This is a genomic window from Paenibacillus sp. RUD330, assembly GCF_002243345.2.
GTDB lineage: Bacteria > Bacillota > Bacilli > Paenibacillales > Paenibacillaceae > Paenibacillus_O.
Genome location: NZ_CP022655.2, coordinates 5328715 through 5342292 on the forward strand (window position 1 = coordinate 5328715; position 13578 = coordinate 5342292).

The 13578-nt window shown below is 61.1% G+C and carries 11 protein-coding genes; 4 read left to right on the top strand and 7 right to left on the bottom strand.

The window, feature by feature from the left end; all coding sequences use genetic code 11:
* Positions 1-2: 2 nt before the first annotated feature.
* Complete coding sequence (locus tag CIC07_RS24060) at positions 3-1826, bottom strand: ABC transporter substrate-binding protein (protein ID WP_076357496.1); 1824 nt, start codon at positions 1824-1826, stop codon at positions 3-5.
* 224 nt (positions 1827-2050) lie between these two features.
* Here CIC07_RS24060 and CIC07_RS24065 point away from each other — a divergent pair, with 224 nt between their 5' ends.
* Positions 2051-3334 (top strand): MFS transporter, encoded by a 1284-nt coding sequence (locus CIC07_RS24065; RefSeq protein WP_083688172.1) that lies wholly within the window; start codon positions 2051-2053, stop codon positions 3332-3334.
* 55 nt (positions 3335-3389) lie between these two features.
* Here CIC07_RS24065 and CIC07_RS24070 read toward each other — a convergent pair whose 3' ends face one another.
* Both CIC07_RS24070 and CIC07_RS24075 read right to left on the bottom strand, forming a co-directional pair.
* On the bottom strand, positions 3390-5450 hold the full coding sequence (locus tag CIC07_RS24070) for a catalase (protein ID WP_076357494.1): 2061 nt from the start codon (positions 5448-5450) through the stop codon (positions 3390-3392).
* A 138-nt stretch (positions 5451-5588) separates the two neighbouring features.
* Entirely contained in the window at positions 5589-7340 is a 1752-nt protein-coding gene (locus CIC07_RS24075; protein WP_076357492.1) for a methyl-accepting chemotaxis protein, read from the bottom strand.
* A gap of 302 nt (positions 7341-7642) precedes the next feature.
* Between CIC07_RS24075 and CIC07_RS24080 the strand changes: the two genes are divergently transcribed.
* Together CIC07_RS24080 and CIC07_RS24085 are read left to right on the top strand one after the other, a co-directional pair.
* Positions 7643-8659 carry an LLM class flavin-dependent oxidoreductase gene (locus CIC07_RS24080; protein WP_076357491.1) on the top strand — a complete coding sequence of 339 codons (1017 nt, stop codon included), beginning with the start codon at positions 7643-7645 and terminating at the stop codon, positions 8657-8659.
* A 278-nt stretch (positions 8660-8937) separates the two neighbouring features.
* Positions 8938-9570, top strand: a complete 633-nt coding sequence (locus tag CIC07_RS24085; protein ID WP_240923498.1) for a response regulator transcription factor — start codon at positions 8938-8940, stop codon at positions 9568-9570.
* A gap of 84 nt (positions 9571-9654) precedes the next feature.
* Here CIC07_RS24085 and lepB read toward each other — a convergent pair whose 3' ends face one another.
* From lepB to CIC07_RS24105, 4 genes are all read right to left on the bottom strand, one after another.
* Entirely contained in the window at positions 9655-10278 is a 624-nt protein-coding gene (lepB, locus tag CIC07_RS24090) for a signal peptidase I (RefSeq protein WP_083688170.1), read from the bottom strand.
* Between the two features lie 35 nt (positions 10279-10313).
* On the bottom strand, positions 10314-10823 hold the full coding sequence (locus CIC07_RS24095; protein ID WP_076357489.1) for a hypothetical protein: 510 nt from the start codon (positions 10821-10823) through the stop codon (positions 10314-10316).
* 79 nt (positions 10824-10902) lie between these two features.
* On the bottom strand, positions 10903-11685 hold the full coding sequence (locus tag CIC07_RS24100) for a hypothetical protein (RefSeq protein WP_076357487.1): 783 nt from the start codon (positions 11683-11685) through the stop codon (positions 10903-10905).
* Positions 11686-11762: 77 nt separating this feature from the next.
* Positions 11763-12257, bottom strand: a complete 495-nt coding sequence (locus CIC07_RS24105) for a hypothetical protein (protein WP_076357485.1) — start codon at positions 12255-12257, stop codon at positions 11763-11765.
* Positions 12258-12573: 316 nt separating this feature from the next.
* Between CIC07_RS24105 and CIC07_RS25895 the strand changes: the two genes are divergently transcribed.
* Positions 12574-13455, top strand: a complete 882-nt coding sequence (locus CIC07_RS25895; protein WP_083688168.1) for a general stress protein — start codon at positions 12574-12576, stop codon at positions 13453-13455.
* Positions 13456-13578: the final 123 nt, after the last annotated feature.

Consider the following 13578-nt stretch of genomic DNA (forward strand, 5'->3'; position numbering starts at 1 on the left):
CCTCAGCCCTGCGGCCAATCCACGGCCTTGGCGGGCTTCACCCATGCGTCCTTATAGCTGACCTTTCCCCAGGCGTTCAGGGCATCGACGCCCAGCCGCCGATCCAGGCTGGCGGTGTGCTTGGAGTGGAAGAGGAACAGCAGGAACCGCTCCGAGCTCAGCCTCCGCTCCCAGCAGCTCAGCTGCGCGATCCGCCGCTCCGCGCTGTTTTCGGACATGCAGGCGTCCATCGCCTTCTCGTTCTCGGCCCGCAGGGACGGACTCAGCAGGTTCGGAATGAAGCCTCTCGTCATCCGGTACATTTCAATCAAGGTCAGATCCGGCTGCTCGCCGAGCACCTCTCCCGCAACGACGAGATCGGCACCGGCCAGGACGGCGGGATTGGACAGCCGTTCAATCGGCATGGACACGACCTCCAGCACGATGCCGATTTCTCCGCACCGGTCTCGAATCCAGGCCGCATTCCGGTCATTGTCCGGCATGGAGTACGTGAACAGCCGCAGCGTCTCCCCACGGTAAGAGGAGCGGCGAAGCAGTCCCTCCGCTGTGCCGCTCCCGGCCGCCGGGCCGGCATCCCAGACATTTCCCTGGGATTCCGCCATCGCGGAGCATTCCGGAAAGAAGCTGCGGGAAGGCATTCCGCGCACTCCCCCCAGCTCCTCGACCATAGCTTGCCGGTCCAGAGCGGCATCGACAGCCTCGCGGAAGAGCGGATCCTGCATCGGTCCGGCCTTGTTCAGGTTGAACGCCACATACGTGCTGCCCGCTTCGAGGCGGCTGAGCGCCTTCTCCCCCTCGCTGCCGATGCCCGTCTCCAAATACAGCAAATGGGATCCGGCCAGTTTCTCCGCATGCTCGAGAATGCCTTTGTAATCCGTCCATACCCACATCTCGATCCGGTCCAGATGAGGCCTTCCGAGAAAATAGCGGTCATGCGCCTCCAAGGCGAGCATCGACTCGTCATTGCCCGTCACGCGGAACGCCCCCGTTCCGACCGGCAGGCGGGCGAACGTCTCCTCGTTCAGATTCGAGGGCACGACGGAATACCGCTCCAGACACAGAGCATGCATGAGCAGGGCGGCGGGACGGCTGAAACGGAGCTCGAGGCTGTAATCGTCGAGAACCAGAATATCCCGCAAATCCCTCAAGAGGAAATCCTCCGGATTCAGCCGCGCGATGCGCCGGAACGTAAAGGCCGCATCCTCGGCGGTCAGCAGCTTGCCGTGATGGAACCTCACTCCCTTGCGCAGGTAAAGGCGCCAGCGCCTGGCTTGTCCGTCCCGTTCCCAGGCGTGGGCCAAAGAAGGCTTCACTCCGCCTCTGTCCGGATCGTATGCGCACAGCGTATCGAAGATCTGAGCGACCCAGTGCGCCTCGGTGCGCCGCATGAGCCTGGCCGGGTCAAGAGCCGGGACCGGCCGGTAAAAAGGAAACCGCAGCAGATCCCGACCTGCATCCGGACGATGCACGCCGAATTGCCCGCCCAGCCATTCCCCGAAGGCAAAGTTCAGAGCGTCATCGCCCAACGGCTCCAGCAGCCTGCGGGCTTCGGCCAGCTTGCCGGCTGAAGCCAGGCCTCGGGCTTTGTCCAGAAGCGGCTCCCGAAGGGAAGCCCGGAAGGTGAGGCGGGAGCGGTTGCCCCGTCCTCTGCCCGGCTCCCACGTCAGCAGCCCTCTCTCCTGCAACGACGCCAGCTGCAGCTGGGCATTGCGCCTGGTGCAGGCCAGCGCCTCGCATACCTGATCCATCGACAGCTCGAAGGCCGCGCCCTCCGGAATGGAAGCATGCCGTTCTCTCAGCTTGTAATAGTACCATTCCGCTTCCATTCCACAGGCTCCCTCCACAGAGCGGACCTTCGCCCCAAAAGGCGAACGGCGCCGCGATATCTTTCGCTTTTCCGGCCACGCGCAGGCCGATTATACTGTTGCTGCAAGCCTGCGCGAGCCAATCAGCCAAGCCGCAATGCAAGCAAGGAACTTGCGACTCGAGAAGAAAAGATCGTACTCGTATGATATCCTTTCTGTTCTCATAAACCAAGGAGAATGCCGTCATGCCGCCCGACAACCGCCCGACCTTCCCAGCGTCTCCGCATCCTGTCTCCGCCGCAGCCGCAGCTGCCCATCCAAATGGCCTCCGGCCGGCTCTGTGGAGGAGCCGCCCGTTCATGCTGCTGCTGTCCTCCGGCTTCGTGCTGGCGCTCGGCGGCAAGCTCTACGAGCTGACGCTGCCGCTGCTCCTCTACGACCTCACGCATTCCGCGGTCGCGATGTCCGCGATGCGCAGCATCGAATTTCTGCCCAATCTGCTGCTTGCCGTGTTCATCGGCGTCCTGGTCGACCGTTCCCGCAAGAAGCGCTGGACGATCCTGTCGGTCTTCTTCCAGATCGCCGTGCTTGCCGGCCTGTACCTGTGGACCGAGAAAGGACCCGGCGCATCCTCCCTATATGCCTACTATATCGGCGGCTTCCTGCTGATGACGTTCGGCTACGCCTACAACAACGCGCGGGCAGCCCTGGTCAAGCAATGCCTCCCGGCCGGCCTGCTCGCGCCGGCCAACGCCTCCTACTCGTTCATGACGACGCTGATCGGCATCGGAGGCCCGGCGCTGACCGGACTGATCCTCTCCTTATCGGACCTGCAGGACGGCTTGCTTCTGACGGCAGCCGCTTACGTTCCCGCCCTGCTGCTGCTCTCGCTGCTCCCGGCCGATGGCCGCTCGCCGCGCCAGAAGCCGGCCGGCTGGGGCCGGGAGCTGGCCGAGGCCTGGCGGGAGCTGCGGCGCAACCGCGCGCTGTGGCAGATTACGCTGCTCGTCGTTTTCATGAACGCCGCATCCGGAATGGTGGATGCCACCGTGATCTTCACGGCCAAGGACCGTCTCGGCCTGAGCTCCGGCATGCTGGGCCTCGCGCTCTCCGCCGCCGGCGCCGGCGGACTGGCCGGCAGCCTGCTGCTGCCGCCGCTCAAGCGGCGCTTCCGGCTGGGCGCGCTGCTCGCCGCGAGCTCGCTGCTGTCGGCTGCCGGCAGCCTGCTGCTTGCCCTGGCAGCCTCCACCGGAATGATGGCGGCAGGCCTGTTCGTGGACGGCCTGGCGGGAGCCGTCGGCACGATCTGCATCTGGACCTACCGGCAGGAATCGACGCCGGCCCATCTGATCGGCCGCATCAACGGCCTCACCGGGTCGATCTTCAAGCTCGGCATGCCGCTGGCCATCTATGCCGGGGGCTGGGCAAGCGAGCTCGGCTCCACGGCTCACGTGTTCCTCGCCGCGGCCTTCATCCACCTGTCCACGGCGGCGGCATGCCGCACTGGTTCCTTATGGAAAACGGCTTAAAAAAGAGTGCGACCAAGTAATACTTGGTCGCACTCTTAATGATGACTTTACAGGCCTACATCTGGCGCGCCCAGTGACGATGCGCCGCGACCGCTTCGACGAAGGCGCCGGCCGAGCCTTCGGCGCTCACGATGCCGGGATCGCCGGCTTGCGCCTTCAGTCCGGCCAGCTGCAGCAGCTGAGCGGCATCTTCCGGGCTGCTGAAGCCGATTGCCTTGAAATGCTGGAACGCTTCCTTCAGGAAGACCGGCAGCTTCGGATTCGGCTTCAGCATCGCCAGGCTCGCGGCTCCGCCGGCGACGAATACGGCGTCGAAGAGCACCGAGTCGCTCGTCAGGAAGCTGTGCGCCGCTTCCACCTCGCTGCCGTCGTCTCCGCTTACCATGCCGAGAGTCGAGCTGAGGTATTCCGGCAGCGCTCCGGCCGCCGTCAAGGCAGCCGCCAGCTCCGCCGTCTCCGCGCCGCGGAAGCCGTCCGCGACCACAATCGCCACCTTGCGGTTCTTCGCCGACTTGACCGTATTCATGATGCTGAGGGCCGGCGAGGCTGCTTTCACTTCCGAGCCCCCGTCCAGGTCGGCCGGAGGCTGCGCTCCGATGTTGGCCGCGACGGACGCGGCGAGCTTGCCGCTGACCTGCGCGAACATGTCCACGACGCCCTGGCGGATGTTCTTGTCCTTGACATGCCCGAGCTCGAAGCTGAAGGCGGAGATGATATGCTGCTTCTCCACCTCGGACATGCTGTTCCAGAACAGGATCGCCTGGCTGTAATGATCCTTGAAGCTGTCGCTGCGCTCGCGCGTGACGCGGCCGTCGACCTTCTCCTGGTAATGCTTGTAGCCGTCCTCGGTCGGATGCGGCGAGCCTCCGGCGATGCCGTTCTTGTTGTAAGCGACCTGTCCGCGGTTGATCGTCATCCGGTGCATGCCGTCCCGCTGGTTGTTGTGGACCGGACACATCGGACGGTTGATCGGAAGCTCATGGAAGTTCGGGCCGCCGAGACGGGACAGCTGCGTATCCGTGTAGGAGAACAGCCGCCCCTGCAGCAGCGGATCGTTGGAGAAATCGATGCCTTTGACGAGATGTCCCGGATGGAAGGCGATCTGCTCCGTTTCCGCAAAGAAATTGTCCGTATTGCGGTTCAGGGTCAGCTTGCCGATGCGCTGCACGGGCACGAGCTCCTCCGGCCACAGCTTGGTCGGATCGAGGATGTCGAAGTCGAACTTGAACTCGTCCTCTTCCTCAAGCACCTGGATGCCGAACTCGAATTCCGGATACCTGCCGGCCTCGATCGCTTCGTACAGATCGCGGCGGTTGAAGTCCGGATCCTTGCCGGCCAGCTTCTGGACCTCGTCCCAGACGAGGGAATGGGTGCCCAGCACCGGCTTCCAGTGGAACTTGACGAAGCGCGCCTTGCCCTCCGCGTTGACGAGGCGGAACGTATGGACGCCGAAGCCCTCCATCATGCCGAAGCTGCGCGGCAGCGAGCGGTCGGACATCGCCCACATGATCATATGGGCGGATTCGGTGTTGTTGATGACGAAATCCCAGAACGTATCATGCGCCGACTGGGCTTGCGGAATCTCGTTATGAGGCTCCGGCTTCACCGCGTGGATGAAATCAGGGAACTTCATCGCATCCTGGATGAAGAAGACCGGCATATTGTTGCCGACGAGATCGAAGTTGCCTTCCTCGGTGTAGAACTTCACCGCGAACCCGCGCACGTCGCGGACCGTATCCGCCGAGCCGCGCGAGCCCGCTACCGTAGAGAAGCGGACGAACACCGGCGTTTTGGCCGACGGGTCCTGCAGGAAGCCGGCTTCCGTCAACTCCGCCATCGGCTTATACACCTGGAAGTAGCCGTGGGCGCCGAAGCCTCTGGCATGGACGATGCGCTCCGGAATGCGCTCATGGTCGAAATGCGTCATTTTCTCCCGGAAATGGAAGTCCTCCATCAGAGTCGGGCCGCGCACGCCGGCTTTCAGGGAATGCTCGTCCTCCGCCACATGAAGGCCTTGATTCGTCGTGAGCTTCTGCCCGTCGTTGTCGACGGTATGCTGCGCAAGCTGTTCGTCCTTGCTCGTTCCGGCTGCGGTCTGCTTCGGGTCCTGGCTCATTCTTCGTATCTCCTCCTTAAGGGTTTGGAAGGTGCTCTGCATGCTGAAAGATCAGCTGAACATTAGCACTTTTCCTTACCCCACGCCGTTCCCGGCCAATCATGCCTGAAGATGACGATGCGTCCGGGAAAAAGCGGATCAAGGGGCGGAGACGGCAGCTGTCCGGGGATGCGCGGATTCGGCAGCCGAAAGCGCGGGCTCTTCTTCGACCCGGAAGGCGTCCAGCTTCTCCTGGAGCAGCGCCGCCATCGCCTGCAGCGATTCCGCAGAGCGGGATATGTCCTGCATGGACTCCAGCTGCTCGCCGCATCCGTCGGCCGAAGCTCCGGAATGTTCGGCAATCGTGGACGCCAGCGACAGCAGCTCATCGCTGGAAGCCAGCATCTGCTCCATGGAAGCCGACAATTGCTCCGAGGAGGCGGATACCTCCTGGGTTTGCTGGGCTACGGTCGTCAGGGAATCCGCCACGGAACGGAACGCCGCTTCGGTCTTTCCGATGCTTTCCGTTCCCCGCATCGCCTCTTCCATCCCTTTATTGACCGACTCGACAGCCTGGTCGCCATGCTCCGCGATCGCGAGCACGAATTCGGAGATGCGGGCGGAAGCCTCCCTCGTTTCCTCCGACAGCTGCTTGACCTCCCGGGCCACGACGGCGAATCCTCTCCCGCTCTCACCCGCCCGGGCGGCCTCTATGGAAGCATTCAAGGAAAGGAGATTCGTCTGGGAAGCCACTTCATGAATAAAGGCGGCCATGGCTTTGATCCGTCCGGACTGCTCGACCAGATTTCCGACGGTGCCAGCGGCTCCTTCCATGACGACCCGTATTTCCTCCATTCTTCCTTTCGTCTCCGACATCAGGCGGCTTCCCAGGTCCGCTTGCTGCAGAGCCAGCTCGGAGGACTCGGCCGTAATAGAGGCCGCTTCGGCTACCCGCTGCAGGCTCAAGGCGCTTTCCTCCATGGCCGTCCTGCTCTCATCCATCCGCTCCCGTTGAACGGAAGCCGACTTCGCGATGGCTCGGACCGATAGGGAAATGCGCTCCGATTCGGAGGCCGACTTCGACGATGCTCCCGCCAGCCGGCGGGAAGAAGCCGCAAGCTCGCCGGCATTCCGATCGATGGTTCGGAGAAGCTGCCTCAGCTGCTGCTTCATGCCGTTCACGGCGCCGGTCAAGACGTTCAGCTCGCGGATCCGGGCAGGAGCCAGGTCGTCCCCGGTCAAGTCCCCCTCCGCGATACGCTGCGCGGCGCCTGCGGCCTCGTCCACCGGACGGGAGATCCGCCTGGAAATGACCAGAGCCGCTGCAGCTCCGAAGAGCAGCGCGAGCACGACCGCCGCCGCCAGCACTTTCTGGACGTCGGCCACATGACCGGCCGCCTCTGCTTGAGATGACGCAAGCTCCCTATGCTGGAATAGCTCAAGCTCCTCCGCCGCGGCCGACAGCTTGAGCGCCATCGGGATGCACTGCTCTTCCACCAGCTTCGTATATCCGGCCGTATCGCCTCTCTGCTTGTAGCCCGCAATCGTGGCGACGATTCCCGCATACTCCGATTCCAGCCGCTCCAGCTGGCTTGCAAGCTCCTGCGCTTTCTCCTGCTGCAAGCTGCCTTGGAGCTCCTTCATTCCTTCGGCGAAGGAATGCCGGTCGGCCTCGTAGGCGTCGAAGGATGCCTTTTGTCCCGTAATGAGGTATCCGCGGACGTTTTTCGCTTCGCTGGCCGCCCCATATTTCAGATCCTTGGTCAGCAGAATCTTCCCCACCCGGTCCTGGATGAGGGATTCGTACGTCCGGTGGAGCGAATGGAGCTGCTGCCAGCTCACGGCGCCTACAAGAAGAGTAAGCGCAAGCACGACGGAGAAGCCCAGCAAAAGATTGGTCCGGATTTTCATCCTCTTTAACCCCCGATAAAGTTAGTAACCCTATTTATTATTTATACCCATGGGTATATTAAACTTGATCGACAGATCATGCGCCATTTATGACGCCTTCAGAAAAAAAATAGAAGAAGCGGTTCAACCGGCGGGAATAAGGCTTCAATTCCATCCAAATGGACGCCTCAAGCCTATCCGCGCAGGGTTGTTTTTTCCATCTCCATATCCGACCGGTTAACTTGCTTTTTGAAACCTGATCACGAATAATAAGTAAGCAGGGATTTCTGTCCCTGATCAACGCTCCCAAAGGAGGATGTACGATGACTGCATCTGACCATAAACGAATTCCGATCTCGGTGCTGGATCTTGCCCCCGTCGTGGAGGGCTCCACTCCCGCCGAGTCGTTCCGCCGCACGCTCGAGCTGGCGCGCCACGCCGAAGAGCTCGGCTATACCCGCTACTGGCTGGCGGAGCATCACAACATGCCCGGCGTGTCCAGCTCGGCCACCTCGTTGGTGATCGGGCATGTGGCCGGAGGCACGAGCCGCATCCGCGTCGGCTCCGGCGGCATCATGCTCCCGAACCATGCGCCGCTCCAGATCGCCGAGCAATTCGGCACGCTGGAATCGCTCTACCCCGGACGGATCGACCTCGGCCTCGGACGCGCGCCCGGCTCCGACCAGCCGGCATCCCGCGCGCTGCGCCGGGGCCTGACGGCCGGCGGCCAGGACTTCCCCGAGCTGCTCAGCGAGCTTCGGGGCTACTTCGACCCGTCGCTCGGCACGGCCGCTTCCGGCGTGCGCGCCGTTCCGGGCGAAGGGCTCGACATTCCGATCTGGCTGCTCGGATCCAGCGGCTTCAGCGCCCAGCTGGCCGGAGAGCTCGGCCTGCCGTTCTCGTTCGCCAGCCACTTCGCTCCGGATTATCTGATCCCGGCGCTCCATCTGTACCGCAGCAGCTTCAAGCCATCCCGCCACCTGGACAAGCCGTACGCCATGGTGGCCATCAACATCGTCGCCGCGGATTCCGAAGCCCAAGCGGCTTATCTGGCCACTTCCCAGCAGCAGCAGTTCCTGAACATCGTCCGCGGACGCACCGGGATGCTCAAGCCTCCCGTCGACAGCATGGACGGACTGTGGTCGGAGCAGGAGAAGGCCGTTCTCGCCAGCACGCTCCGGTACTCGATCGTCGGCACGAAAGAGACGATCAAGACCCGTCTTCCGGAGATTCAACAAGAGACCGGAGCGGATGAATTCATCATTGCCGGCCAGATCTACGATCAGGAGGCCAGGCTGAAATCGTACCGGATCGCAGCCGAAGCCGTGCAAGAGCTCTAAGCACTCGGCCGGCGAAGCGGCTTGCCCCATGCAGGACTGGGATAATAGCCGTTTGCGCCGAAAGAGCGGAAAGGGTTCGAGGGTTTCTTATTGGGCTAAAAAAGACCGTCTCTTCGGCAGCTCTGCTGCCGGGAAGACGGTCTTTCGTGTTGATGCCTTTTGTTGGAAGATGTATACTTTAATATACGCCTTCCAACCTTTCATCTATGTGCTTTCATTTACATACGTTTCCATGCCATTCCTTACCCACGCTTAATGAGAGGGGCTCTGCAGGTACGATGTCCATACGTGTATTGGTTGTCGATCCCTATCAGCTGGTCCGCAGAGGGCTCACTTCCATCCTGTCCGGCGAAGAACTCATCGAAGTCATCGGAGAAGCCTCTGACCGCAAGGAGGCGCTCGCCCATATTCAGAACCTGCAGCCGGATCTGTGCATTATGAACAACCGGATCAATCAGCAGAGCGGCCTGGACGTCATCTCCAAGCTCAAGCAAGCGGGCGCTTCCTGCCGCTTCATGTACCTGACGTCCTCCATGCGTCCGGCCGAGCTTCAACAGGCGCTCGACCTCGGCATCGAAGGTCTCGTGCTCAAGGAAGCGCTGACCGAAGAATTGATCCATTCGGTGCGGATGATCCACCGCGGACGCAAGTACTACGACGTCGAGCTGCTGGAATCCCGTCTGACCGACAAGCCGGCCGAGAATTCGCACAACTTGACGCCCAAGGAGCTTGAAGTGCTTCAGATGCTCAGCGAAGGATTATCCAACAAGGAGATCGCGTCTCGTCTGGTCGTCACCGAATACACGGTCAAGAAGCATGTCAGCCAAGTGCTATCGAAGCTGGAGCTGACCGACCGGACCAAAGCCGCTCTGTTCTACCATCAGAACTCCATGTTCCAGAACATCGTCTGACGATGCTGCAAAAACCCGTCCGGGCTTCCGGGCGGGTTTTCCAGCATCTGCAGGTCTGCCGGCTTCAGCTTCGCCTGGACGGTCTCATCCAATTCCCTCGAGCGGTTTGGCGATTCCTCTCCAGGGCAGCAGGCTCACGAGCGCGTAGCCCTGAATCTCCTTTACCGGCACTTGTCCAAGCTCCGGACTGCGGCTGTCGAGGCTTTCGCCCGGCTCCCGGTTGTCGCCAAGCACAAATACGCAGCCTGGCCGGACCGCAGCTTCTTCCATGTCCGCCGCTTTGCCGGTCGTGTACATTTCAGGGAGGGCCCTGCCGTTCACATAGACGATGCCTTCATGGATCGCGACGTTGTCCCCTTCGGTCGCGATGACCCTCTTCACAATGCTGTAGCCGAGCGCCGCGCTGTCCACGATGACCACATCGCCGGCAGCCGGCTGCGCGAAGTATGTCGAGACCTTGTTGATCAGCAGAATATTGCCGTCTCCGAGCGTCGGCGCCATGGAATGCCCGTGCACGCGGTCGAGACCGATCGTATGCGTGAGCAGGAACAAGCCCAGCGTCAGCAGGATGATATAGCGAATCCAGCCGATTAGCTCGGATTTTCGGGATGGCTTGGCCGGAGCCGCCTTCTCGTCAGCCGCTTGGCCCGCAGAGGAGGCTGAGCCGCCTGCTTCCGACTTCTCTAGTTCAACCGTCTGCCCGCTCATAGCTGCAACCCTCTTTCCTCATATCCAATCAACGGCTATGGCTGCTCCGGAGCATATACATCCCCGGTTACGGAAGGGGCAGGAGGAGTCGGCTCGGATATCGTGATGGCGCCCAACTCCGCGAGAGCGCGGCTTTCCACGGACTGGATGCTCTCTGCGTAGGCCCTCTTCTGCTCCTCGCTGCTGAACTCGCGGCTTGCGACCAGCTCCCTCGACCGATCCTTGATCGCCTGGATAGCTGCCTGCTTCCGTTCGGCCGCATAAGCCTGCAATGCCGCTTGATGCTCCTGAAGTTTCGCTTGGAGTTCTTTCTGCAAGACGATTTTCTCGGCTTCGGTCTCCGTGCGGATCCCATCGCTCATCTTGGCGATGACCTGGTCGGCGCTCGATTGCATCGCGAACCGGAATTTTTCCTTGAGATCCACGTCCGCGAACGATACGCCAAGCGAAGCGACAGCCGTCACGCTTGCAGCCACAACTCCAAGCAGAACCCGGGATTTCCATGTTTTCGACGATGCGGCGGTTGAACCCCTTTGCTTTCTCATTCCGTTCTCTCCCTTCGATGTTATTCCAGGTCAAATCACGGGGATTGGCTCCAATCCCCGTGTCGACCCGTGCATGGAATTACTTGTTGATGGAGTTGGCGACGTCTTCCAGCGCTTTCAGCGCTGCAGCCGTATCCGTGTCCGCAGCCGCTTTGACCAGAGCTTTGTTTTCCGCGACTTGTTGAGCGGCGAAGTCGCTCAGCGTTTTGCGAAGCTCGGCGATTTTTTGCTCGAGGTTTTTGCGCACCTCAGCGTCTGCCGTCGTTGCGCTTTGATCGATCAGAGCTTTCAGCTCGTCTTTTGCCGCTTGGATCTTGGAAGCAAGATCGCCTGTGGAGGATGCTTGGTAAGCAGCCACGTCTTTTTTGACCTGCTTCACGCTCTCTTTGCCTTGAGCGTCGAGGTCGCTGTTGAGGCTGATCTTGCCTGCTACTTCCGCGCCTTTGACCGCAACGTTGCCCACGATGTTGAGGCCCGTGATCAGGTTTTGCGTATCCCGGCCGATTTGGTTGTTCTTGATGTCGTTTTTAGCATTCGTGACTTGGTTGACATAGTCGTTCTTCTTCGAGTTGATCGTCGTCATCGATGCGTTGGATTGCGCCTGCTGATCCGTCACGACCGCTTGCTTGGAGCTGGCCGTAAGCGCCGTGAACTCGGTCGCGTATCCGCTCAGCTGGTTTTTCAGCTCGGCAGCCGCATTGGCCGTTACCGGAACCGTCACCGTGTTCGTGAAGTTCGTTTTGTACCAGCTTTGGAATTGTCCGGAGATGTCCGTTGCTGCGAAGACGGAACCCATGCCTGCGATAAGGCCCGTGGCCAGAACGCCTACTGCTACTTTGCTTTTAAGGGATTTCATTGCCATGATTGATTCGCTCCTCTAATTTTGGTTTTGTCGTGTCTGCAAGCTATGTAATTCTCCCGATCCGGCTTGCAAGCCGATCAAGGACTTTCTTCCCCGGATGTCTGCTGATCCAGCCATTGATCCAGGGTCTGTTCCAATGCCTGCTCCAGACCGGTCTCGGCTTCAGCCGTCCTCGCCTGGGCCGCATCCCGGAACTTCTGCTGGATGGAGCCTTCAACGCCTTGGCTTCCCGTCAGCTCGGCAGCGGCCTCATCGATCTGCCTGGCGTAGGATCGGCTTCTCGCCCGTAGGGCATCGGAAGCTTCCTGTCCTGCCAGATCGGCAAAACCCTTCAGCTGCTCGGCGGATTGTTGCGTCTGTTCCTGGACAAGACCGGCAGCAGAGGCTCGGATCGATTCGCCGGCTGGCTCCTCCCGCCCCCAGCGAAGGGAGCCTGCCTTCTGCGAGAAGGCATCCTTGTACCAGGCTTTCAACTGCGCTCCCGCATCCGCGGCGCCGCTGGCTGTTCCCGAACCAATGGCCGCCGCGAGCGCCAAAGCGGCAATGCCTGCCGTCAGAACCGTGCGTTTCATATCCTCACCTCCGCTTTCAGTCTCCGGGACTTTATTCCTGGTGTCTGAACTCAGTATAGGGCTTGAGAACGGCTTAATCGTCACCAATAAGGATAATTCTGCATCTCCCAGTAAGTTCCAAATAAGTCGAGTAAAAGGAGTAGAACCCCTTTCTCCCTGCGAGCTCTTTCAGGGCAGGAACGTAAGTCAGCTATCTCCAATGGGAGTAGATGATCTTCTCCTTTAGATCCAGGTTGGAAGCATTTGGGCTCGTTTACATTGAAAGAACAGCGGTTATATAACGTTCACGACATCAAAACTGAAGGAGGCGGAAGAAATGAGCAAAAAAATCGTAGGCGTGTACGACACGGAGGACGCGGCGATCAGCGCGATCGAGGATCTCAAGGCGCGGGGAGTCGACAGCGACGACATATCCATTCTGGCGAGGGACAAGGGCGACGTGGCGGCGATCCAGGAGGAAACGGGCACAATGGCTCCCGAAGGAGTCGCAGCCGGAGCCGCAGGCGGCGGAGTGCTCGGCGGCCTTACCGGCCTGCTTGTAGGCATCGGCGCCTTGGCCATTCCGGGCATCGGCCCGATCGTCGCGGCCGGACCGATCGCCGCTGCGCTCACAGGCGCGGCTGTAGGAGCCGGAGCCGGCGGACTCGTCGGCGGCTTGATCGGCCTTGGCATTCCAGAGAATGAAGCCAACACGTACAATGAATATGTTCAGGACGGCAATATTCTGGTGCTGGTTGAATCCAGAACCGAACGGGACCACGACATCTACGATTCGCTCCGTTCGACCGGCTCCATCAACGCGCCTTCTTATGAACGCGACATTCAGCCGTACAATCAAACGGCTGCAGCGGCCGAGCATGTCGGAGCGGACGGCGCCGTGCCAGCAGCCGACGTGTACCCGGACGGCGAGCCGGTCCGCAGGGCCGGTCTCGACCCATCGCCAGGCGTTGGCGCCGGCCTCTCCGAGCGCGACCGGGATGGACGCGTCATGGGAAGCGACCGCGATCCTGTCGACGGCAGCTACAGAGCCGGGGACGGCTACGCGGAGCCGGACCGCACGCATGATTCCCGCTACTACAGCGATGAAGAACGCCGGGACGGCCATGTGCCGCTGAACCGCGACCGCGACGGGAACGGCGACGTCACCCTGCGCGAGCGGGCGGAGAATCTGGGCGACAACGTGAAGAACCGCTTCTGACGAAGTCTCAGCGCCCTTCTAGCCGATCAATTCACACAAGAAAAAACGGTACCATCCGCTGTCCTTTTTTAGAAGGATGCAGCGTATGAGTACCGTTTTTGATTGGCCGATATAACGGCGGCT